This is a genomic window from Cohaesibacter sp. CAU 1516 (assembly GCF_005771485.1).
GTDB lineage: Bacteria > Pseudomonadota > Alphaproteobacteria > Rhizobiales > Cohaesibacteraceae > Cohaesibacter > Cohaesibacter intestini.
On sequence record NZ_VANT01000001.1, the window covers coordinates 167,656 to 189,413 of the forward strand.

The following is a 21,758-nucleotide window of genomic DNA, read 5'->3' on the forward strand; positions in this document are numbered from 1 at the left end:
CTGGAAGACGCTGATTTGGGGGAGGACGTTATGTCTCGTGAGATTTTCGGGGCCATGCCGGATGGCCGGTCCGTAGAACGGGTGGTTCTGAAGGGCGGCGGGCTGACGGCCTCGGTCCTGACCTTTGGGGCCGTGGTGCAGGATCTGCGCCTTGATGGTCATGACAAACCGCTGGTGCTAGGGTTTGACAGCTTTGCACCCTATCTCACCCAGTCGCCCTATTTCGGCGCAATGGCGGGACGCTATGCCAATCGGATTTGCGATGGTCGTTTCACGCTGGATGGGGAGACCCATCAGGTGGATCAGAACTTCCTTGGCAAACACTGCTTGCATGGGGGTGTCGATGGCATCTCGCAGCGGCTCTGGTCCATCGAGACGCTGGAGGCGGATGCTGTGACACTGGTTTGCCACCTTGAGGACGGCCATATGGGCTATCCCGGCGCGATGGAGATCCGGCTGCGTTATGCGTTGCTGGATGGTGGCTGCCTTGACATTCAAATGGAAGCCACCAGCGACAAGGCGACCTTGTGCAATCTGGCGCACCACAGCTATTTCAATCTTGATGGTGGTCCGACCATTGATGATCATGTCCTGCAGGTGAAGGCCGAAAACTATCTGCCGGTGGATGAGGAAGCCATTCCGACCGGCGAGGTTGCACCGGTGGCAGAAACTTGGATGGATTTCCGGGCGCCAAAACGGCTGGGGGACGCCTTTGCGGAGCATTCGATTGATCACAATTTCTGTCTAACGGACGAGCGACAGGCGCTGCGGCTGATTGCACGTCTTGAAAGCCCCGCATCCGGGGTGCGTATGGCTGTGTTGAGCACTGAGCCGGGTGTGCAGGCCTATGATGGCTCTTACATCGAGGCGGGGATGATTGGGCTTGACGGGTGTGAGATGGGGCCACGAGCAGGCTTTTGTCTCGAGCCACAGGTCTGGCCAGATGCGCCCAACCATCCGGCTTTCCCGCAAGCCGTGTTGCGACCGGGTGAGACCTATCGTCAGCAGACGCAATATGTCTTTTCCAAAGGTTGATTGGTTGATCTGCTGGCAAGCGAGATCAGGGCAGCTACCTTAATTCTTTGAACAGCACGCTCTGATCCAGCAGATAGCGATTGAGCAATGGCAAGGTGGCCGCGCCAAGGGCACGGGCACCTGAGCCAATGGTGCCTTCTTGAATCGAAGGCAGAACGATGCCTTGCAAGTCGATGGTGTCGATCGAGGCACTGACTTTTTCGACCAGTCGCTTGCGGATTTCTACCGGGAAGGAGCCGTCAATGATGGCGGCTTCGAAGTCGATCACCGCACAGGCAGAAATGACCGCCATGGCCAGATAGTGGGCCACATGGTCGAGCCATTCTTCGAGTATTTCACCCAGATCATCCCAATTGGCCTCTGCATGCCGCAGGAATGTCGGGTCGCGCCCTTCCTTGAGGAGTGACTTTTCCAGCGAATAGAGTGAGGTTTCCGCCAGCAACTGGGTGGATGTGCCATCGGCTGAAATCAATGGCATCGGGCCAAAAGCGCCAGCATTGCCTGTGCGACCCGAATAGACCGAATGATTGAGCACGATGCCGCCACCAACAAAGGTGCCGACAAAGAAATAGACGAAATCGGCGAATTCCGGGCCGCGGCCAAAGGTCAGCTCGGCCCCACAGGCCACGGTGGCGTCATTGAGCTGGAAGACCGGGAAACGGCAACGTTCTTCAAGAGCGGCGGCGATGTCAAAGTGCTTCCAGACATCCATTGTCCCCTTGGGGGCGCCGACCTGTTCTTCCCAGTTCCATAGCTGGAAGGGTAGACCGATGCCAATGCCCGCGATCTTCTGGCGGTCTTCGTCGCTGAAGGTTTTTGACGCGTCAAGAATGGCTGTGCTGGCGAAGTCGAGCAACGCATCGGGCATCGGATAATCATAGGTGATGCGCTGGGATGTCAGGGGGGCGCCAAGGAAATTGATCAGCACCAGATCGGCCGAGCGGCGGCCGATTTTCAAGCCAAAGGAATAGACACCGCCGGGATTGAGCGCCATTGGGATCGAAGGCTGGCCCACCTTGCCACGGATCGGATCGCCACGGAGCAGCAAGCCGTCAGCCTCCAGACTGCGCATGATGACGGACACCGTCTGGGCACTGAGGCCGGAGCGGCGTGCAATCTCGGATTTTGGCAAATGGCCGTGACGGCGCACAAGCGATAACACGAGCCGTTCATTATAGGCCCGCACGCGCGTCTGATTGGAGCCGCCAGATGGATCCGATATGCGGTCATTTGTCTCAAGACCTGGCTGCATGGTCTTTCCCCAACACAATTCCTCCCGGCGCACCCTGTTCTGAGTGTGTTTTCTGTCGCTTTTTTGCGCTTTTTGTCTGTGCGCGCCGAGCGGCAGCTTCTCACAGTCTAATTAATAAATCAATTGGATTTATTTATTGACAAGGTCGAATTTCGATGTCACTCTTTTTTCGCAATTGAGAAATTGAGCTTCGCAGCTATGTCGTTTGGGAGAGCAACAGGTTGCATAGAAGCATTATCAAAATGGATTTGAATCCTGGGAGGAAACCATGAAATCCATCGTCAAAACCACCCTTGTTGCCTTGGCAATGAGCGCTGCCAGCGTCACCTATGCATCCGCTGCTGATATTGGTGCCTGTCTGATTACCAAGACCGACACCAACCCATTCTTCGTTAAAATGAAGGAAGGTGCGACGGCCAAGGCAAAAGAACTCGGCATTACCCTTAAAAGCTATGCTGGCAAGATCGATGGCGATTCCCAAAGCCAGGTTGCAGCGATTGAAACCTGCATCGCTGATGGTGCAAAAGGCATCCTGATCACCGCTTCCGACACCAAAGGCATCGTGCCTGCCGTGACCATGGCCCGCGAAGCCGGCCTTCTGGTGATTGCGCTGGATACCCCGCTTGAGCCGATTGATGCGGCTGATGCAACCTTTGCTACCGACAACTTCCTTGCTGGCGAACTGATCGGCAAATGGGCTGCTGCTACGCTTGGTGACAAAGCCAAAGACGCCAAAATCGCATTGCTTGACCTTGCCGTTTCCCAGCCGTCCGTTGGCGTTCTGCGCGATCAGGGCTTCTTGCAAGGCTTCGGTATCGACCTCGGCGATCCAAACAAATGGGGTGATGAAACCGACGCGCGTATCGTTGGCCATGACGTGACCGCAGGCAACGAAGAAGGCGGCCGTAAGGCAATGGAAAACCTTCTGACCCAGGATCCGGAAATCAATGTGGTCTATACCATCAACGAACCAGCTGCTGCCGGTGCTTATGAAGCATTGAAAGCCCTTGGTCGTGAAAATGATGCCCTGATCGTGTCTGTTGATGGCGGCTGCCCAGGCGTTGCCAACGTCAAAGACGGTGTCATTGGCGCTACCTCCCAGCAATATCCTTTGCTTATGGCTTCCAAAGGCATTGAAGCGATTGCTGCATGGGCAAAAGACGGTACCAAACCTGCCAACACTCCGGGCAAAAACTTCTTTGATACCGGCGTGAACCTCGTCACCGACAAGCCTGCTGCTGGCGTTGAATCCATCGACGTCAAAGAAGGTACCGACCGGTGCTGGGGCTGATCTTTGAGGGATCATCCACTTTAATGTGAGACAAAACAGGGCGGCTTTCGCGTGCTGGAGGCCGCCCTTTTTATCGCACAGAACCGGGCTTTCGGGTATGGCCCGGTGGGAGGTATAGATGGCAGACACGGAAACAAAATCCAGCAAGATGCAGGATTTTGAACGGGTGCTGGAAGGCAGCGAAAAGGGCGTCGCTTCCTTTGACAGCAACAAGAAAAGCGGCGTTGAGCGCATTCAGCAGATCCTGCACTCCAATCCGGCCTTCGTGCCGATGATCGTGCTGATCCTGTCGCTGCTGATCTTCGGGTTCATTTTGGGGTCGAAGCTCTTTTCACCCTTTGCGCTGACGCTGATCCTGCAGCAGGTGGCGATTGTCGGCATTCTGGGTGCCGCGCAGACGATGATCATTCTCACCGCCGGTATCGACCTGTCGGTTGGTGCGGTGATGGTGATGTCTTCGACCGTGATGGGGCAGGTCGCTTTCCGATATGGCATGCCGCCCGAGTTGGCGGTGCTGGCCGGATTCGCAGTTGGCGGATTTTGCGGTTTCATCAATGGTGTGCTGGTGGCTCGGGTCAAGTTGCCCCCCTTCATTGTCACACTGGGCATGTGGCAGATCGTGCTGGCGACCAACTTTCTCTATTCGGCAAACGAAACCATCCGCAGTCAGGAAATCGCCGCAGAAGCCCCCATTTTGCAGTTTTTTGGCGAGAAGATCATCATTGGCGGCGCTGTCTTCACCTATGGTGTGATCATGATGTTGGCGCTGGTCTTCATTCTGGCCTATGTGCTCAATTACACCGCATGGGGACGGCATGTCTATGCGCTCGGGGATGACCCGGATGCAGCAGAGCTGTCTGGTGTTCAGGTACAGAAAACTCTGATTTCGGTCTATGTGATCGGTGGCTTGATCTGTGCCTTGGCCGGTTGGGCGCTCATTGGCCGGTTGGGGTCGGTGTCGCCGACTGCTGGTCAGAATGCCAATATCGAATCCATCACGGCTGTGGTGATTGGCGGGATCTCGCTGTTTGGCGGGCGTGGCTCCATTCTGGGTATGTTGTTCGGTGCTTTGATCGTGGGCGTCTTCTCGCTCGGCTTGCGGCTGATCGGGACAGATCCGCAATGGACCTATCTGTTGATTGGCCTGTTGATCATCATCGCTGTTGCAATCGACCAATGGATCAGAAAGGTGGCGTCATGACCGGACCTGACTATGAAGCAGAACCGATCCTCACGGCGCGGGGTGTCACCAAGCGCTATGGTCGGGTGACCGCTCTTGATCGTGCGGATTTCGATCTCTATCCGGGCGAGATCCGTGCGGTGATCGGGGATAATGGCGCAGGCAAATCCACGCTTATCAAGGCGATTTCCGGTGCCTTGATACCAGATGCCGGGGAAATCCGGCTTTATGGGGAGAAGGTACAGTTCAACTCCCCGATGGCGGCGCGCAATGCGGGTATCGAGACAGTGTATCAGAATCTCGCTCTGTCTCCTGCCTTGTCGATCACCGACAACATGTTCATGGGGCGTGAAATTCGCAAGGAAGGGCCTTTGGGAACCTATTTCCGAATGCTCGACCGGGCGAAGATGGAAAAGATCGCGCGTGACAAGCTCACCGAGTTGGGCCTGTTGACCATTCAGAATATCAACCAGTCGGTTGAATCCCTGTCAGGTGGTCAGCGTCAGGGGGTTGCTGTGGCCCGTGCTGCGGCGTTTGGCTCTCGTGTGGTGATCATGGATGAACCGACAGCAGCGCTTGGGGTGAAAGAATCCCGTAAGGTGCTGGAGCTCATTCAGGATGTACGCTCACGCGGCCTGCCGATCATATTGATCTCACACAATATGCCTCACGTCTTCGAGGTTGCTGACCGCATTCACGTCCATCGTCTGGGGCGGCAGCTTTGTGTCATCGATCCCAAGGAATATTCCATGTCCGATGCGGTGGCTTTCATGACCGGGGCAAAAAAACCAGCAGAAGACAAGGCTTGATGCCTTTGTCGTGATGACTGGACATGGATAAGAAAACCGCGCCTTGCTGATTGCGAGGCGCGGTTTTCGTCTTTTTCTGCCATGGAAACTGTCGGGCCGTTCTAGGCGGCTGCGACCTTGTCGAGGAAATCGTCGATCACATCACGCATTTCGGTGGCGACATTGGCGACCGTGGTGGAGGCATTTTCCACTTGAAGCGCGGAATGGCGGGTTTCTTCGGTCGAATGGGCGACTTCGGAGATGTTGGTTACAATCTCGCGGGTGCCTTCGGCGGCCTGCTGAATATTGTGAGAAATCTCGTTGGTCGATGCATTCTGCTGCTGCACCGCTGCGCTGATGGCGGTGGTATATTCGCTGATTTCCGTCATCTTGGTGGCAATGGCGCGAATGGCTCCCACGGACGCGTCAGACGAGGACTGGATGGCCTGAATACGGCTGGCAATGTCCTCGGTCGCCTTGCCTGTCTGGGCCGCCAGATCCTTTACTTCAGCGGCGACAACGGCAAAGCCATGGCCCGCTTCTCCGGCCCGGGCTGCCTCGATGGTGGCGTTCAGTGCCAACAGATTGGTCTGTTCGGAAATGTCGCGGATGAGTGAAACAACCTCACCGATCTTTTCTGCCGCACTGGCAAGGCCTGCCACCTTGGCATCGGTTTCATTGGCTTCGATGGATGCGGCGCTGACCAGATCATTGGTCCGATGGACCTGCTCGCCAATCTCGGCGATGGACGATGTCATCTCGGTGCTGGCGGCAGCCATCATCTGGACATTTTCGGCGGAATGGCCAGATGCCTCATTGACCGAGTGGGCGCGTTCGGAAGTGGCCGTTGATTGGTCATTGAGGGCTGACGCCGACTGGTGCATCAGTTCCGCGCGGGTCGAGACGGTTTCGAGCGACTGCTGGATTTTCGAGCGGAAGTCATTGAGCAGTGCGTCAATGCGCATTTGCCGTTCGCGCTGCTGCTCAAAATGCTGCTCGCTCTCTCTTTCCAGTTTTTGCCGTTCAAGGGCATTGTCCTTGAAAATGGCGATGGCCTGGCTCATGGAGCCGATCTCGTCAGTGCGATCTCGGCCTGTTGCTTCGACCGTCAGGTCGTTCTTTGCCAGCCGCAGCATCACGGAGGTCAATTGATGCAGGGGCTTGGTAAGCAATTTGTTCAGCGCAATCGCCAATACGGCAATGGTCAGCAAGAAGAAGAAGAGCTTCGAGCCCATGCTCATCATTGAGGCGTCTTCGCGGGTCTCGATCAGGCTTGTATTGGCGGCGTTCAACTCGGCGGTATATTGCTTGGTCTGGTTGGCGACCTTCTCGCGTTCGGCTTGGCTGGCTTTCACCAGTGTTTCCCGCTCGGCATGCAACCGCTCGTCAAGTTCCTTGATCAGCTTCTCTGACTTTGCGCGCAGAGCCAGCAACTCGTCATTGGCGACGGCGACTTCCAAAACCCCCCGAACCTTTTCCTTCGGATCATGGCAGCTTTGGCAGTCTTCGGCATTTTTCAGGATGAAGTAGGAATAGGTGATCGTGATTTCTTCGCCATCATCATTTTTCAGGCTTGATTCAAGACTCTCATGATTGGAATCCTTGGCCAGCGCCTGATCCAGCACTGCCTTGCGGTCGGTCGAGATCTTGACGGAGCCTTCTTCATCACGCAGCTCGAAAGCGTCTGACTCGACGAAGCGATTGACCTTCTGAATGGTCTTGTTGTCACGGAAAGCAAGTTCGCCATCTGCGCGCCAGAGATTGATGGCGGCGATCTGATCATTTTCCAGCAGGATATCCATCTGGTCGACGGCGGCTTCCGCGTCACCAGACATCATTGCCGAGCTGACCAGCGAGGCAATGGACAGCGAGATGCCATTGCGCGTGCCTTCCAGAAAGGCGGCCTTATGTTCGCTCTCGGCCGTCAATTTCTTGGTGGAAAGGGACTGCGACAGTTCCTGATGATTTTCCTTGGAAGCAAGCAGACCGGACATCAGTTCCTGAATTTGGTGATCCTTCTCCTCGACAATATCACGCATCTGGCCAGTGAGTGCTTCGGTGCGATCATAGACACTCTGGGTTATCGAGCGGGTCAGAAGCGTGTCCGCAACGAATGCGAAGGCGACAAGTGCGAAGATCGCGGCGATGATCTTTGCACTCAGGGACCTGAAATGTTTCATCATTTCTCGTTGTCTTTCTTGCCAGAACTTTGGGCAGGAACACTTGGTTCAGGTTCGATTTCCGCCAGCTGAATGACGTGGCGCGGTTATTAAGTAATAGAGCAATAATTCGATAAAATTGCCTTAATTGCGTGCTCTTGCATCGTTTCAACGTGGATGAATGTGGGAAATCGGGCGATTTGCAACTTTAGTTTAAAAGGTTGTGTTTTTTCGCGGTGACGCACTATTAGGTGTTTGACCGATGAGGATGTCTTGGGATCCTTGATCCATAAGGGGCGGACTTTCACGAAGTCGTTTTTGGACATCTGCATCAAAGGCGAAGCGTTTGGGGCACTTTGTGCTGGTCAGAGGGCGGCATCGGCGTGTAGTAATATCGGGTCAGATATATGGAGGGACGCTCATGCATGTTGTTGATTTGAATGCGGATCTGGGGGAAAGCTTCGGCGCCTATACGATCGGCGATGATGGCGCGATGCTTGATATCATCAGTTCAGCCAATGTGGCTTGCGGCTTTCATGGCGGCGACGCGCTGGTCATGCATGACACCCTGGCTTTGGCCAAGGAAAAGGGCGTCGCCATTGGTGCTCATCCGGGCTTTCAGGATCTCTGGGGCTTTGGTCGCCGGCCCATTCAGGGCGAGAAACCTTCCGACATCGAAAAACAACTGGTCTATCAGCTTGGCGCGATCCTTGGGGTGGCCAAAGCGGTTGGCGTGAGCGTCGGGCATTTTAAGGTGCATGGGGCGCTGAACAATATGGCCTGCGTCGATGCAGACTTGGCGATGGCGACCGCACGGGCGCTGAAGTCGGTTGATCCGGATCTGATCTATCTGGTCATGCCGGGCAGCGAGATGGAAAAGGCCGGCGAAAAGCTGGGCCTTAACATTGCCCGCGAGATTTTTGCCGACCGGGCCTATGAGGATACGGGCATGCTGGTGTCACGCAAATTGCCCGGCGCGATGATCGAAGACACCGATGAAGCCGCACGGCGGATGGTGGATTTCGTTACCAACGGCATTGTCGAAAGCGTCAATGGCAAGCGCATGCCGGTGGCCATCGATTCCATTTGCGTTCACGGGGACAATCCCCATGCGGTGGCAACGGCACGCAAGGTGCGGGCGGCGCTGGAAGCGGCAGGGGTCACCATCCGGCCTATGGTTGAAAGCCTGAGGGCTGGTTGATGGCGGTGCAGTTTCTGGCGTCCGGCGATACCGGGCTGACGGTGCAGTTTGGCTTTGATGTCGATCGGGCTCTGAGCGCCCAGATCATGGCTTTGCGGGCGGCGGTGGATGATGCCGGTTTGGCTGGTGTGATCGAAACCGTTCCGACCTATCGCTCACTGCTGGTCCATTACAACCCTATGGAGACCTCGCAATCGAAATTGATTGCCGCTTTGAAGCCGATGATTGCCCAGCTGGATTCGGGCAAGAATGACAAGGCGCGGACCTTTTCCTTGCCGCTCTGCTGGGAAGGGGACTTTGCGATCGATCTCACCCATGTCGCCGACTTTGCCAAAATGAGCCCGGAAGAGGTGATCTCGGTGATCACCCAGACGGACTATTTCATCTATATGCTCGGTTTTGCGCCGGGGATGCCCTATATGGGCGATTTGCCCGAGGCGCTGAATATTCCACGCAAAAAAGTGCCGGTCAAGCGGGTGGAAAAAGGCTCGGTGATGGTCGCCACTGGGCTGACCGTTATCTATCCGTCGGCCAATCCGACTGGCTGGCATGTGGTGGGGCGCTGTCCTGTGCCGATTTTTGATCTCGCACGCGCCGATCCGGTTTTGTTGTCACCGGGGGACCGAGTGCGGTTCCGGGCGGTGGATGGTGCGGAATTTGCCGATATTGAGGGCCGGGTGGCCGAAGGTCGCTTCGATCTGGAGAAGTTGGCGGGATGACCAAAGCTATGTTGGAAATCGTCAATCCGGGTATGATGGCCTCCATTCAAGATTTGGGGCGCTTTGGCTATCAGGCCAAGGGAGTGCCGACCTCTGGCGCGCTGGATTTTGTCAATTTGCGCCTTGCCAATCGGCTGGTTGGCAATGAAGAGGGTCAAGGAGCGCTGGAATTCCGCATCATGGGGCCGACCATCCGGGTATTGGCCGATAGCGTGCGGATCGCTCTGACTGGTACCGAAGCCGTCATCGAGTTGATGGAGCCAGTGGCCAAGCGGGTGCCTTCCTATCAGTCTGTCTCCTTGCAAAAAGGCGCTTTGTTTAAGGTCGGTGTGACGGCAGACACGGCGGTGGCCTATCTGGCGGTGGAGGGCGGCTTTGATGTACCGGACGTCTATGCCAGCCAGTCAACCTACATGTCCGGCGGTTTTGGCGGGTTCGAAGGGCGAGCCCTGCAAGTCGGGGATCTCCTGCCGCTTGCACTTGCAAGTGTGCCGGATCGACACGAGCAGGTGTGTGATGCTCCCCTTTTGCTCGACAGCACCGACCCGATCCGGGTGGTGCCGGGGCCGCAAAAGGATTATTTCAGTAAGGCTGGCCTCAAGACCTTCTTCTCGGAAAGTTATGTGATTTCAGGCGATTCCAACCGCATGGGGTCGCGGCTCGAAGGGGCGCCGGTGGCGCATGAGAAGGGCGCGGATATCAATTCCGACGGCATTGTCACCGGAGCCATTCAGGTGCCGGGCAATGGCTTGCCGATTGTGCTGCTGGCCGATCATCAGACGACGGGTGGCTATCCGAAAATCGGCTGTGTCGCAAGCGCCGATCTGCCGCGCCTTGGTCGGATGAAGCCGGGCTGTGCATTGACTTTTGCCTCGGTCACGGTGGCGCAGGCGGAAAAAGCCCGCCGATTGCTTGAGCAACAGCTTGCCCAGTCCATCGCAGCTTTCAAGGCGGTGCCAAGTGAACAAGCGCAGTTCTGGAATCATCTGGCTGAATGCAATCTCATTGACGGGGTTGTGGGATCGTAGATTTGTTATTCTTACGTTCAAGTAATGCCCTTTGCATGTAAGTCTAACTGACGTAAGTCGGGCTGATGATACGTGTAATCAATCTATCTGGTGTGATATTTTCACATTTGAGTGATTGTTTTCTCTTGCTTTTCTCTCTCTTATACCAAGGGGCAGTCCTGCTCTAGTTGTTAGGGCTGGAAATCACTTGCCTTGATCGATATGTTGCGGCCACTCAATTGGCAGGTTCGGTGAGTGGACCTTGTCGAAAAATCGGTTCGATGAGCCGGAGGGAAGCATATGCAGATCTGCCGTAGCAAGGCCGAGATCAGAGCGCTTGTGCGCCAGTGGCGTCAAGCCGGGCAACTGGTGGGCCTTGTGCCGACCATGGGCTTTTTGCATGAGGGGCATATGTCGCTTGTGCGGATGGCTGCGGACAAGGCGAACCGGGTGGTGGTGTCGATCTTTGTCAATCCGACCCAGTTTGGCCCGAATGAAGATCTCGACAGCTATCCCCGTGATGAAGCCCGTGATTTGGCCTTGCTGGAGGCTAAAGGGGTGGATGCGGTCCTGATGCCGGATGTCGCGGAGATGTATTCGACCATGGGGGACAGTCTGGTCGAGGTGCCCGGTCTGTCCAGCATCCTTCAGGGTGCATTGCGACCGGGGCATTTTCGCGGTGTTACGACGGTCGTCACCAAGCTGTTCAACATCGTCACCCCAGACATCGCAGTGTTTGGTGAGAAAGACTATCAGCAGCTGACGGTGATCCGGCAGATGGTGCGAGATCTCGATGTGCCGGTCGATATCATTGCTCACCCGACGGTGCGGGAGGATGATGGACTGGCCATGTCCTCGCGCAATGTGCGTTTGTTGCCGTCGCACCGGATGCAGGCTGTGGCCTTGTCGCGTTCGCTTGCCCAAGCTGCCGACATGATGACCGAGGAGCCAAGCGTCGAACAGTTAGAGCAGCGTATCCGCACCGTCTTGTCAGAAGCGCCCGATGGGGAGATCATAAGCATCGATATACGCGATGCCCGCTCGCTTGACCCATTGCAAGGGGCGCTGAAAGGCGCTGCCGTCATTTTGTTGGCGGTGCAGTTCGGTTCGGTTCTGCTGATCGATCAACAGGTGGTTTACCCGGATTGAGCCGATGGCTCCCGTCCACCCAGTCAAAATTCCAAGAGGTTCTATCATGAGCGCGCAAAAACAGGTTCGCCGCATCACTGTGCCACAAATCGCGGCCCGCAAGGGTGGCGAGCCGATTGTTTCCCTCACGTCCTATCACGCCCATACGGCAGCGATTGTCGATCAATATGCCGATTTCATTCTGGTCGGCGATAGCCTCGGCATGGTGATGCATGGGATGGAATCGACCGTCGGTGTTTCGCTTGAGCTGATGATCATGCATGGCAAGGCAGTGGTGCGGGGTACTGAAAAGGCCCTTGTGGTGGTCGATATGCCCTTTGGCTCTTATGAGGAAAGCCCGTCGGTGGCCTTTCGCAATGCGGCCCATATCATGAAGGAAACCCAGTGCGGGGCGGTGAAGCTGGAAGGTGGCAAGCGAATGGCGGAGACGATCCGGTTCCTGACAGAGCGCGGCATTCCGGTGATGGCCCATATCGGCCTGACGCCACAATCGGTCCACACGATGGGTGGCTTTAAGACCCAAGGGCGGCAGGAAGCGGAATGGGAACAGCATTTCGAGGATGCCCGTGCGGTGAGCGAAGCCGGGGCTTTCGCTCTGGTGCTTGAGGGTATGGTCGAGCCGCTGGCCGCAGAAATCACCCATCGGGTGGCCATTCCAACCATCGGAATCGGGGCGTCTGCGGTGTGTGACGGGCAAATTCTGGTGCTCGAAGACATGCTCGGTTTCAATCCCAAGCCGCCGAAATTCGTCAAGGTCTATGGCAATCTCGGTGAGCAGATCGACCAAGCGGTCAAGAGCTATGCAGAAGAGGTGAAGAACCGCACCTTCCCAAGCGAAAGCCAGATTTATCGCTGAGGCTCGCGGAATCCTCATTTCGTCAACATGGCCTAGAGATTTCTCATTCGATTGCTGGTAAAGAGGGGCCAAAGTTGGTCCGTCCCATCTTGGAGACAGCGCCAAATTCAGCGCGATCCAGAGCCTGAAGGACCTGAGACCCTAGAAAGACCAGCAATCTTCTGCGCGCCTGTGCAGATGGTTGCCAAGAGGATGGAGTTTACCATGAGCCAAGCTGAGTTCGTGATCCGCCGCCCAGACGACTGGCATCTGCATTTGCGCGATGGTGCCATGTTGAATGCTGTTCTGCCCCATACCAGCGCCAATTTCGCCCGTGCGATCATCATGCCCAATCTGGTGCCGCCAGTGGTCACCGTTGCCGATGCGAGCGCCTATCGTGAGCGGATCATGGCGGCTTTGCCAGAAGGGCACCGGTTCGAGCCATTGATGACCCTCTATCTGACCGAGGCGACCGACCCGGTCGATGTTGAGCAGGGCGTGAAGGCCGGGCTGATCAAAGCTCTGAAGCTTTATCCGGCAGGCGCGACAACCAATTCGGACAGCGGCGTGCGGGTGATTGAAAAGATCTATCCGGTGCTTGAGAAAATGGCCGAGATCGGTGTGCCGCTCTGCGTGCATGGGGAAGTGACGGACGCGGATATTGACATTTATGACCGTGAGGCGGTGTTTATCGAGCGCGTCCTGTCGCCAATCCGGGATCGTTTTCCGGATTTGCGCATTGTGATGGAGCATATCACCACGGAAGATGGGGTGGCGTTTGTCAATGAGGCGGGCGACAATATTGCGGCCACCATCACCACCCATCACCTGATCATCAACCGCAATGCCTATTTGGTTGGGGGCATCAAGCCGCATTATTATTGCCTGCCGGTGGCCAAGCGCGAAAAGCATCGTCTGGCCTTGCGGGCGGCGGCGACCTCGGGCAGCGCGAAATTCTTCCTTGGGACCGATTCTGCACCACATCCGACCCATGCCAAGGAAAGCGCCTGTGGCTGTGCGGGCATTTATACCTCGATCAACACGATCAGCTGTCTGGCCCATGTGTTTGAGGAAGAGGGCGCGCTCGACAAGCTCGAAGCCTTTGCCTCGCTCAATGGTCCGGCTTTCTATCGTTTGCCGGTCAATGAAGAGACCATCCGCCTTTACAAGAGCGATGCACCGCTGGAGCTGCCCAGCACGGTGGCAGTGCAGAGCGAGACCGTAACGGTGTTCGATCCCGGTTTCCCGCTTCATTGGCGGCATGAAGACATGCGCTAAGCCCTCTGAAGCAACGAAAAAGCCCTGCCAACATCCGTCGGCAGGGCTTTTTCTTGATGGGGTCGTTTAGCGAGTCACATGGACCGCGCAGTTGGCGTGGCGGACGACACGGGCGGCAGTGGAGCCGAGGAAATAGTCCTGCAGACCCGGACGATGAGAGGCGACCACGATCAGATCAATGTCATGATCGTCGGCATATTCGACGATGGCTGTGCCTGCATGTCCGTCAATGACGACGATTTCGGCATCGGGGAAAATGGTGGCCTTTTCCTTCAGATCATGCTTGATCTTGTCGCGGGCCTCGATGCGCACTTCCTTGGGGACCTGGGCTGCCACATAGGCTGGTACTGCGTCAAGCACATGGATCAGGGTGACCTTGCCGCCCTGATCAGCCAGCACTTTGGCTGCTGCCAAAGCGGCGGATGGATCATGGTCGGCGTCAAAGGCGACGGGAACCAGAATATTCTTGTACATCTATTCCTCCACTCTGTGGAACAATCACGCCCCGGCCGGGATCGCTGTTCCAACTTGTTTCATTCGGGCCGCTGCAGCATTGGCGTCCTCATACGCTGATGCTGAGAATTTCGGTGGGTCGGCATGCTGCCTTTTGTCAGGCAATTGGCCGAAAAGATCAGCTTTGTTTTGTTGCTAGCTGAGTTCGGCCCTTATCATATCATGAGCCTCGTCTTCCAACACATTATTTCGCTATATCAATTCGTTGGAGTGTGTTGATGCTCTGTGGGATGGTGGGATCTTTGGCGGATGAGAGGCTTTGAGTTGTCGGCCGGTTGTGCTTGACCGCGCGATCCGCTCGCAGAATTTTTTCACTGCGAGCGGGCCTTTCAGAGTCTCTTCTCCGGGATGGATCAGAGCACGGCCTCGAACAGGCCACGGACATTGTCCGCATTCAGTTCAATCGGGTTGCCGCCGCAGGATGGATCCTTCAGCGCGCCTTCAATCAGCTTGTCGAGATCTGGATCGGTGACGCCCAAGCCCGACATGCGCTTTGGAATGTTGAAGCTGTTGTTGAATTCATCGACAAAGGCGCAGAAGCCATCAAAGCCACCGCTGAGGCCGAGATATTCGGTGACAATGTTGAAGCGGGCTTCAATGGCCGGGCGGTTAAATTGCAGCACTGCGGGCATGCAGACCGCGTTGGTGGTGCCGTGATGGGTGTGATACATGGCACCGAGCGGGTGGCTGAGCGCATGGATGGCGCCGAGGCCCTTCTGGAAGGCGGTGGCACCCATGGCGGCGGCGGACATCATGTGGGCGCGGGCCTCGATGTCAGAGCCGTCCTTATAGGCGCGGGGCAGGTTTTCGACCACCAAGCGCATGCCTTCAAGCGCAATGCCTTGGCTCATTGGATGATAGAAAGGCGAAGAGAAGGCTTCCACGCAATGGGCAAAGGCATCAAGGCCTGTACCTGCGGTGATGGCTGGCGGCATGCCGACCGTCAGCTCCGGGTCACAGATGACGATGCTTGGCAGGACCTTTGGATGGAAGATGATTTTCTTCTCGTGGGTCTGGGAATTGGTGATGACGCTGGCGCGGCCGACTTCTGAGCCCGTGCCTGCGGTGGTTGGCACCGCAACGATGGGCGCGATGGCGTCTGCATCGGCGCGGGTCCACCAGTCACCAATATCTTCAAAATCCCAGATCGGGCGGGTTTGGCCAGCCATGAAAGCGACCATTTTTGCCAGATCAAGGCCAGAGCCACCGCCAAAAGCGATGACGCCATCATGGCCACCGGCTTTATAGGCGGCGACACCGGCATCGAGATTGTTCTCGTTCGGGTTCGGGTCCACCTCGCTGAAGATGGCGCGGCCAAGGCCTGCGGCTTCCATCACATCGAGGGTGGACTGCGTGACAGGCAAAGCGGCAAGGCCCCGGTCGGTGACCAGCAGCGGCTTGGTGATGCCAGCCTGCGCACAGGCTGCGCCCAATTCCGCGATGCGACCCGCACCGAATTTGATGGCGGTTGGGTAATTCCAGTTTCCTACGAGATTCATTTGGTCACCTTCTTGAGATGATAAGATTTTGGACGGGTCAGATTGTGGAAGCCGATGACCGACAGACCACCGCCGCGGCCGGTTTGTTTGCAGCCGGTCCAGCAGAGGCCCGGATCGAGATAGTCGGCGCGGTTCATAAAGACGGTGCCGGTTTCGATCTGGTCACCAACCGCAATGGCGCGGTCGACATCTTTGGTCCAGAGACTGGCGGTGAGGCCGAAGTCGCTGTCATTCATCAGGGTGATGGCTTCAGCATCATCCTTGACCTTCATGATGCCGACGACCGGACCGAAGCTTTCCTCGCGCATCACTCGCATGTCATGGGTGACATTGGTCAGGATTTGCGGGGTCAAATATGCGCCGCCGTCATCCTCGGCGAAGGTGTCAATATGGGCGACGGCTCCGGCCTTAAGGGCCTCGGCGATCTGAGCGCGGACTTCGTCGGCAAAGCGAACATTGGCCATCGGGCCCATGGTGGTTTCCGCGTCGAGCGGGTTGCCCAGCTTGTAGCCCTTGACGATGGCAATGGCTTTCTCAAGGAAAGCATCATAGAGGCTCTCATGGACATAGATGCGCTCGATGCCACAGCAGCATTGGCCAGAATTGAACATGGCGCCATCGATCAGGGTGTCGACGGCGGCGTCCAGATCCGCATCTTCCATCACATAGCCCGGATCCTTGCCGCCAAGCTCGGTGCCAACACCGGTAAAGGTGCCCGCGGCCGCCTGTTCCATCGCCACGCCACCGCCAACGGAGCCGGTGAAATTGATGAAATCGAAGCTGTTGTCGGCGATCAGGGCCGAGGTGGTGCCATGATCAAGGAAGAGATTCTGGAACACATCTTCCGGCACGCCAGCTGCATGGAAGGCTTCGGCCATGCGCTCACCGACCAGCAGGGTCTGGGTGGCATGTTTCAGCATCACTGTGTTGCCAGCAATCAGCGCCGGAGCAACGGTGTTGATGGCCGTCATGAAAGGATAGTTCCAAGGGGCGACCACAAAGACCACGCCATGGGGGATGCGCTTGATGAAGCGTTTAAAAGTGGCATCTTCGCCCACTTCGATATCGGCCAGCGACTCTTCGGCAATCTTGGCCATGTGCGAGGCGCGCTCGTTGAAGCCTCCAAATTCGCCGCCATAACGGACCGGGCGACCCATCATTTTGGCCAGTTCTGGCACGATGGTGTCATTCATCTCGCCCACTTTGGCAACGCCCGCCATGACAAGCGCGATGCGTTCGCTCAATGGGCGCGCGGCCCATGCGGTTTGGGCTGTGCGGGCCTTGTTGACGGCCTCTTTTGCTGCCTCGAGCGACAGGGCCGGTCTTTCGGCAAAGACCGATCCGTCGATTGGCGAGATACAGGTCAGCATCTTCATTCTTTACGTCCTTGACTGGTGCGGCGGTCAGGCTTTTTCAAAACCGCGCGCGATTTCATAGTCGGTTACAACCCGGTTGAATTCTTCGATTTCCCATTCTGCCGCACGGGCATAATGGTCGATCACTTCGTCGCCCATCGCTTCGCGCAGCATCGCTGATTGCATCAGGCTGTCGCGGGCGTCCCGCAGGCTGCGCGGGATGTGATGGGCTTCATCATCGCTATAGGCGTCGCCAGCAAAGGCGGCGGGCAATTCAAGCTTTTCCTCGATCCCCTTGAGACCGGCAGCCAGCATGGCGGCTAGGCCGAGATAGGGGTTCATGTCAGAGCCCGGTGTGCGACATTCAACCCGCACCCCCTTGGTGCCATCGCCACAAAGACGGAAGGCAGCGGTGCGGTTGTCGACAGACCAGACGGTTTGGGTCGGTGCAAAGGTGCCTTTGGCAAAGCGTTTGTAGCTGTTGATGTAAGGCGCCAGAAAATAGGTATAGTCGGAGGCATATTTGATCAGCCCGGCCATATAATGATCCATCAATTCGGACTTGGCGAGAGGCTTTGAGGGGTCATAGAAGGCATTGTCCCCATCCTTCCAGATCGACTGGTGAACATGGGAGGCGCTGCCGACGCGGTCCTGATGCCATTTGGGCAGGAAACTGGCGGCCACTCCATGCTGATGGGCGATTTCCTTGATGCCATGCTTGGCGATGGTGTGGTGATCGGCGGTCGCCAGAGCCTCGGCATATTTGATATTCAGCTCTTCCTGACCGGCTTCTGCTTCGCCTTTCGAGCCTTCGATCGGGATGCCCATCTCGCGCAGATGATTGCGGATCGGGCGCATCACAAACTCTTCCTTCGAGGTCTGGAAGATGTGGTAATCCTCGTTATAGTTCGAGATCGTCTCCAGCTTGAAGCCGTTGCGGGCAATCTCGTCATGGGTGCCGTTGAAGAGGAAAAATTCAAGCTCGGTCGCCATCACAGCATCAAAGCCAAGGGCTTTGGCGCGGGCGATCTGCTTTTTGAGCATTTCACGCGGGGCGTGGGCCACTGGTTGGTGGCTGTGATGGTCGATCACGTCACACAGCACCATGGCGGTGCCCTCCAGCCACGGCATCGGGCGGATTGTGCTGAGGTCGGGTTTCATCACATAGTCGCCATAACCGCTTTGCCAGCTCGTCGAGCGATAGCCATCCGGGGTCGCCATGGCCAGATCGGTGGCGAGCAGATAGTTGCAGCAATGGGTTTCATCCTCGGCAATGTCGAGAAAGGCCTCGGCATGGAAGCGCTTGCCCATAAGGCGGCCCTGCATGTCGACCATGCAAACCAGAACGGTATCGATGCTTTTGCCAGCAATGGCTTGTTTCAGTTCTTCAAAAGTCATGGCGTGCTTTCCATAAGGGAGCCGAAGGCGGCGAGCCGCCTTCGGTGACACTCATCAGGAGTAACGATAAGGACGGCCGGCTTTTTGCATGTCGGCGTTGTATTTCTTGATGATTTCAACAACCTTGGCCTTGGTTTCGGACTCGGCTGCGATCTCATCCCAGAATTTGACGGCGGCTTCTTCAACCTGCGCCCATTCGGCATCGGGAATGGAGGTCAGTTTCATCTTGGTGCCATCAACGCGCAGGGATGCTTCACCACCCCAGTACCACCACTGACGGTAATAGTGAGACTGGTCACAGCAGACGCGGAACAAGGTCTGGAGATCTTCCGGCAACTCGTTCCAGCGGCCCATATTGGCGAAGAAAGAACCAGCCCAAGCGCCGGAAATGTTGTTGGTCAGGAAGTAGTTGGTCACGTCTGCCCAGCCAACGGTGTAATCTTCGGTGATGCCGGACCATGCAATGCCGTCAAGCTCGCCGGTCTGGACAGCCACTTCGATGTCTTCCCATGGCAGGGTGACTGGCACCACGCCAAACTGGCTGAGGAAACGGCCAGCGGTCGGGAAGGTGAAGACGCGCTTGCCTTTGAGGTCGGCGAGCGAGTTGATTGGATCCTTGGTGGCGAAGTGGCAAGGATCCCAAGAACCGGCAGAGATGTGCTTGACGCCGACTTTGGAATATTCCTCGTCCCAGATCTCATTCAGGCCATACTGGTTGAACAGCACAGGCACGTCGAGGCTATAGCGCGAGGCAAAGGGGAAGTAGCCGCCGAACACGGTCACGTCGGTTGGCGATGCCATGGAATCATCGTCAGACTGAACCGCATCAATGGTGCCGCGCTGCAGGGCACGGAACAGCTCGCCGGTTGGGACCAGCTGATCGGCATAGAAAAGCTCGATCTGCATGCGGTCGCCAGCGATCTGGTTGAACATCTTGATGGCTGGATCAATCACGTGTGCTGCCAATGCCGGACCGGCATAGGTCTGCATGCGCCATTTGATGGTGCTGCTTGCGATCGCTGGAGCTGCCAGAGGCGCGGTGGCCGCACCGATTGCAGCTGTCTTCAAAAAATTACGTCTCGAGGTAGTCATCGTTCGTCTCCGTTAAGGTGATTGCGGTTTCTTTTTCAGAAACTCTTGGGGTTTATTCGGTAGATTGCTTCAGGGTCTTTTCTTGTTATTGGCTTTCAAACGCATCCTTACTTGCCATAGACCATTTCTGGCAGCCACAGGGCAATCTGTGGGAAGACCATGATGATGGTCAGGGCAATGACCATGACGACCACGAAGGGCAGGATGGATTTGTAAATGTCGCGCAGGCTGATTTCCGGTGGCGCCATCGCCCGCATCAGGAATAGGTTATAGCCAAAGGGCGGCGTCATATAGGCGATCTGGGTGGTGATGGTGTAAAGCACCCCATACCAGATCAGATCGAAGCCCAGTGCACCGACCAACGGCACATAAAGCGGAGCAACAATCACCAGCATTGCCGTGTCATCAAGGAAGGTGCCCATCAGGATGAAGCTCAGCTGCATCAGGATCAGGATCATCCAGGGGGACAAGCCCATTTGTTCGGTGAAGAGATTGTCGATGGCCTTTACGGCCCCCAGCCCATCAAAGATCGCCCCAAAACCGAGGGCTGCAAGGATGATCCACATGAACATGCAGGAAATGCCCAGAGTCTGACGGGTGCAGGTCTGGAAGATTTTCCATGTCATGCGGCGTTTGAGGATTGAGGCCGCGAGCGCGGTGAGGGCACCGATGGCCGAACTTTCGACCAGCGAGGTCCAACCATTGACGAACGGCACCATCATGGCGGCGAAAATCGCCAGTGGCAGGACGCCAGCGCCCAGCAGACGCAGTTTTTCCTCGCGCGGCACGTCGGTGGCGTCTTTCAAGGCCGGGCCAAGCTCTGGCTGGAGACGGCAGCGGATCCAGATATACAGGATGAACATCGCGGCCATCATCAGGCCGGGCAGGATGCCTGCCAGCCACAATTGGCCAACCGGCTGGCGAGCAATCATCGCATAAAGCACCAGAACCACCGACGGCGGCACCAAAATACCAAGTGAGGAGCCTGCCTGAATGACGCCGGTGACCATGATCTTGTCATAGCCACGGCGCAACAGCTCAGGCAGGGCGATGGTGGCCCCAATCGCCATACCAGCAACGGACAGGCCATTCATAGCGGAAATCAGCACCATCAGGCCGATGGTACCCATGGCGAGACCGCCATTCACATTGCCGAACCAGACATGGAACATGCGGTAGAGGTCGTCCGCCAGACGGCTTTCAGACAGCACGTAGCCCATGAAAATAAACATCGGCAGGGTCAATAGCGGATACCATTTCATCAGCTTCATGGCGGCCGAGAAGGGGATGTCCTGCCCACCGGTGCCCCAAAGGGCAATGGCGGAAATGGCCGCGATGGCCCCAATCGCGCCAAAAACGCGCTGACCGGAAAAGAGCATCAGCATCATTGATGCAAACATGAAAAGGGCGATATGCTCCTGGCTCATTCTTTAGCCTCCGGAATGATGTGCCCGTTGAGACGCAGAATGTCTTTGCAGAGCTCGGAAATGGATTGCAGGAGCATCATCAGGATGCCGATGATCATGATGACCTTGATGGGCCAGGCATAAGGACGCCAAGCGGTGGAGGAGCGTTCAAGGCGGCCGATTTTCTCGCTGCCATCGATCAGGCCCAGAAAATAGTCAACCGGCTCCATACCCCAATAGCCCAGCGAGTAGGCTGTCGAGCCAAGCGCGCCATAGAGCAGGACACCGAGATAGAAGATCAGGAACATCACCGTGAAGCAATCCACAGCGGCCTTGCGACGGATGGTCCAGTCCCCATAGAAGAGATCCATGCGGACATTGGAGCCCATCAATAGAGAATAGGGTCCGCCCAGCATATAATAGGCGACCATGGCGAATTGGGCCATTTCCAGCGTCCAAAGCGATGGTTGAAAGAAGGTCTTCGAGATCGAGGACCAGAGCAGGATCGCCATTAGGACAAACACGCCATACATCACGAAACGGCCAACGCGGAGGTTGAAACCGTCAATGATGTCGACGAAGCGAAGAAGCGGTGTCATGG

The 21,758-nt window shown here is 56.5% G+C and carries 19 protein-coding genes; 10 read left to right on the forward strand and 9 right to left on the reverse strand.

Annotation, left to right across the window (positions count from 1 at the left end; genetic code table 11):
• Positions 1–30: 30 nt before the first annotated feature.
• The gene (locus FDK21_RS00715) at positions 31–1,035 is read left to right on the forward strand and encodes an aldose epimerase family protein (protein ID WP_138147165.1); all 1,005 of its coding nucleotides are present in this window, start codon (positions 31–33) and stop codon (positions 1,033–1,035) included.
• Positions 1,036–1,069: 34 nt separating this feature from the next.
• Here the strand turns inward: FDK21_RS00715 and FDK21_RS00720 are convergent, their stop codons facing one another.
• Positions 1,070–2,287 carry an ROK family transcriptional regulator gene (locus FDK21_RS00720; protein ID WP_138147166.1) on the reverse strand — a complete coding sequence of 406 codons (1,218 nt, stop codon included), beginning with the start codon at positions 2,285–2,287 and terminating at the stop codon, positions 1,070–1,072.
• Positions 2,288–2,555: 268 nt separating this feature from the next.
• Here FDK21_RS00720 and FDK21_RS00725 point away from each other — a divergent pair, with 268 nt between their 5' ends.
• From FDK21_RS00725 to FDK21_RS00735, 3 genes are all read left to right on the forward strand, one after another.
• Positions 2,556–3,578: a sugar ABC transporter substrate-binding protein gene (locus FDK21_RS00725; RefSeq protein WP_114010729.1), complete on the forward strand. Its 1,023-nt coding sequence runs from the start codon at positions 2,556–2,558 to the stop codon at positions 3,576–3,578.
• Positions 3,579–3,696: 118 nt separating this feature from the next.
• Positions 3,697–4,779, forward strand: coding sequence for an ABC transporter permease (locus FDK21_RS00730; protein ID WP_138147167.1), 1,083 nt, complete (start codon positions 3,697–3,699; stop codon positions 4,777–4,779).
• Positions 4,755–5,567, forward strand: a complete 813-nt coding sequence (locus tag FDK21_RS00735; RefSeq protein WP_245418507.1) for an ATP-binding cassette domain-containing protein — start codon at positions 4,755–4,757, stop codon at positions 5,565–5,567. Before FDK21_RS00730 ends, FDK21_RS00735 begins: the two co-directional genes overlap by 25 nt.
• 101 nt (positions 5,568–5,668) lie before the next feature.
• Here the strand turns inward: FDK21_RS00735 and FDK21_RS21025 are convergent, their stop codons facing one another.
• Positions 5,669–7,726 (reverse strand): HAMP domain-containing methyl-accepting chemotaxis protein, encoded by a 2,058-nt coding sequence (locus FDK21_RS21025; RefSeq protein WP_210238655.1) that lies wholly within the window; start codon positions 7,724–7,726, stop codon positions 5,669–5,671.
• 400 nt (positions 7,727–8,126) lie between these two features.
• On the opposite strand from FDK21_RS21025, the gene FDK21_RS00745 reads away from it, so the two are divergent.
• The 6 genes from FDK21_RS00745 (at position 8,127) to pyrC (ending at position 13,894) form a co-directional block, all read left to right on the forward strand.
• The gene (locus FDK21_RS00745; RefSeq protein WP_114010732.1) at positions 8,127–8,906 is read left to right on the forward strand and encodes a 5-oxoprolinase subunit PxpA; all 780 of its coding nucleotides are present in this window, start codon (positions 8,127–8,129) and stop codon (positions 8,904–8,906) included.
• Complete coding sequence (gene pxpB / locus FDK21_RS00750) at positions 8,906–9,625, forward strand: 5-oxoprolinase subunit PxpB (RefSeq protein ID WP_138147169.1); 720 nt, start codon at positions 8,906–8,908, stop codon at positions 9,623–9,625. The genes FDK21_RS00745 and pxpB overlap by 1 nt, the downstream gene beginning before the upstream one ends.
• Positions 9,622–10,653 carry a biotin-dependent carboxyltransferase family protein gene (locus tag FDK21_RS00755; protein WP_138147170.1) on the forward strand — a complete coding sequence of 344 codons (1,032 nt, stop codon included), beginning with the start codon at positions 9,622–9,624 and terminating at the stop codon, positions 10,651–10,653. The genes pxpB and FDK21_RS00755 overlap by 4 nt, the downstream gene beginning before the upstream one ends.
• Positions 10,654–10,932: 279 nt before the next feature.
• Positions 10,933–11,781 carry a pantoate--beta-alanine ligase gene (panC, locus tag FDK21_RS00760; protein WP_138147171.1) on the forward strand — a complete coding sequence of 283 codons (849 nt, stop codon included), beginning with the start codon at positions 10,933–10,935 and terminating at the stop codon, positions 11,779–11,781.
• A gap of 46 nt (positions 11,782–11,827) precedes the next feature.
• Positions 11,828–12,637 carry a 3-methyl-2-oxobutanoate hydroxymethyltransferase gene (gene panB, locus FDK21_RS00765; protein ID WP_138147172.1) on the forward strand — a complete coding sequence of 270 codons (810 nt, stop codon included), beginning with the start codon at positions 11,828–11,830 and terminating at the stop codon, positions 12,635–12,637.
• Between the two features lie 204 nt (positions 12,638–12,841).
• Positions 12,842–13,894: a dihydroorotase gene (pyrC, locus tag FDK21_RS00770; protein ID WP_138147173.1), complete on the forward strand. Its 1,053-nt coding sequence runs from the start codon at positions 12,842–12,844 to the stop codon at positions 13,892–13,894.
• Between the two features lie 66 nt (positions 13,895–13,960).
• On the opposite strand, the gene FDK21_RS00775 is transcribed toward pyrC, so the two are convergent.
• From FDK21_RS00775 to FDK21_RS00805, 7 genes are all read right to left on the reverse strand, one after another.
• The gene (locus FDK21_RS00775; RefSeq protein ID WP_114010737.1) at positions 13,961–14,368 is read right to left on the reverse strand and encodes a universal stress protein; all 408 of its coding nucleotides are present in this window, start codon (positions 14,366–14,368) and stop codon (positions 13,961–13,963) included.
• A 392-nt stretch (positions 14,369–14,760) separates the two neighbouring features.
• Complete coding sequence (locus FDK21_RS00780; protein ID WP_138147174.1) at positions 14,761–15,906, reverse strand: iron-containing alcohol dehydrogenase; 1,146 nt, start codon at positions 15,904–15,906, stop codon at positions 14,761–14,763.
• Entirely contained in the window at positions 15,903–17,282 is a 1,380-nt protein-coding gene (locus FDK21_RS00785) for an aldehyde dehydrogenase family protein (protein WP_138147175.1), read from the reverse strand. Before FDK21_RS00785 ends, FDK21_RS00780 begins: the two co-directional genes overlap by 4 nt.
• A 27-nt stretch (positions 17,283–17,309) precedes the next feature.
• Positions 17,310–18,659, reverse strand: a complete 1,350-nt coding sequence (locus tag FDK21_RS00790; protein ID WP_138147176.1) for a glutamine synthetase family protein — start codon at positions 18,657–18,659, stop codon at positions 17,310–17,312.
• A gap of 54 nt (positions 18,660–18,713) precedes the next feature.
• Entirely contained in the window at positions 18,714–19,751 is a 1,038-nt protein-coding gene (locus FDK21_RS00795; RefSeq protein ID WP_138147177.1) for a TRAP transporter substrate-binding protein, read from the reverse strand.
• A 107-nt stretch (positions 19,752–19,858) separates the two neighbouring features.
• Positions 19,859–21,178 carry a TRAP transporter large permease subunit gene (locus tag FDK21_RS00800; protein WP_138147178.1) on the reverse strand — a complete coding sequence of 440 codons (1,320 nt, stop codon included), beginning with the start codon at positions 21,176–21,178 and terminating at the stop codon, positions 19,859–19,861.
• Positions 21,175–21,756, reverse strand: coding sequence for a TRAP transporter small permease subunit (locus FDK21_RS00805; protein WP_138147914.1), 582 nt, complete (start codon positions 21,754–21,756; stop codon positions 21,175–21,177). Before FDK21_RS00805 ends, FDK21_RS00800 begins: the two co-directional genes overlap by 4 nt.
• Positions 21,757–21,758 lie beyond the last annotated feature (2 nt).

What these genes read in the sequence shown, in the direction of transcription:
- FDK21_RS00715 (WP_138147165.1), top strand. Translation starts at nt 31, where the DNA reads ATGTCTCGTGAGATTTTCGGGGCCATGCCGGATGGCCGGTCCGTAGAA.
- FDK21_RS00720 (WP_138147166.1), bottom strand. Translation starts at nt 2,287, where the DNA reads ATGCAGCCAGGTCTTGAGACAAATGACCGCATATCGGATCCATCTGGC.
- FDK21_RS00725 (WP_114010729.1), top strand. Translation starts at nt 2,556, where the DNA reads ATGAAATCCATCGTCAAAACCACCCTTGTTGCCTTGGCAATGAGCGCT.
- FDK21_RS00730 (WP_138147167.1), top strand. Translation starts at nt 3,697, where the DNA reads ATGGCAGACACGGAAACAAAATCCAGCAAGATGCAGGATTTTGAACGG.
- FDK21_RS00735 (WP_245418507.1), top strand. Translation starts at nt 4,755, where the DNA reads ATGGATCAGAAAGGTGGCGTCATGACCGGACCTGACTATGAAGCAGAA.
- FDK21_RS21025 (WP_210238655.1), bottom strand. Translation starts at nt 7,726, where the DNA reads ATGAAACATTTCAGGTCCCTGAGTGCAAAGATCATCGCCGCGATCTTC.
- FDK21_RS00745 (WP_114010732.1), top strand. Translation starts at nt 8,127, where the DNA reads ATGCATGTTGTTGATTTGAATGCGGATCTGGGGGAAAGCTTCGGCGCC.
- pxpB (WP_138147169.1), top strand. Translation starts at nt 8,906, where the DNA reads ATGGCGGTGCAGTTTCTGGCGTCCGGCGATACCGGGCTGACGGTGCAG.
- FDK21_RS00755 (WP_138147170.1), top strand. Translation starts at nt 9,622, where the DNA reads ATGACCAAAGCTATGTTGGAAATCGTCAATCCGGGTATGATGGCCTCC.
- panC (WP_138147171.1), top strand. Translation starts at nt 10,933, where the DNA reads ATGCAGATCTGCCGTAGCAAGGCCGAGATCAGAGCGCTTGTGCGCCAG.
- panB (WP_138147172.1), top strand. Translation starts at nt 11,828, where the DNA reads ATGAGCGCGCAAAAACAGGTTCGCCGCATCACTGTGCCACAAATCGCG.
- pyrC (WP_138147173.1), top strand. Translation starts at nt 12,842, where the DNA reads ATGAGCCAAGCTGAGTTCGTGATCCGCCGCCCAGACGACTGGCATCTG.
- FDK21_RS00775 (WP_114010737.1), bottom strand. Translation starts at nt 14,368, where the DNA reads ATGTACAAGAATATTCTGGTTCCCGTCGCCTTTGACGCCGACCATGAT.
- FDK21_RS00780 (WP_138147174.1), bottom strand. Translation starts at nt 15,906, where the DNA reads ATGAATCTCGTAGGAAACTGGAATTACCCAACCGCCATCAAATTCGGT.
- FDK21_RS00785 (WP_138147175.1), bottom strand. Translation starts at nt 17,282, where the DNA reads ATGAAGATGCTGACCTGTATCTCGCCAATCGACGGATCGGTCTTTGCC.
- FDK21_RS00790 (WP_138147176.1), bottom strand. Translation starts at nt 18,659, where the DNA reads ATGACTTTTGAAGAACTGAAACAAGCCATTGCTGGCAAAAGCATCGAT.
- FDK21_RS00795 (WP_138147177.1), bottom strand. Translation starts at nt 19,751, where the DNA reads ATGACTACCTCGAGACGTAATTTTTTGAAGACAGCTGCAATCGGTGCG.
- FDK21_RS00800 (WP_138147178.1), bottom strand. Translation starts at nt 21,178, where the DNA reads ATGAGCCAGGAGCATATCGCCCTTTTCATGTTTGCATCAATGATGCTG.
- FDK21_RS00805 (WP_138147914.1), bottom strand. Translation starts at nt 21,756, where the DNA reads ATGACACCGCTTCTTCGCTTCGTCGACATCATTGACGGTTTCAACCTC.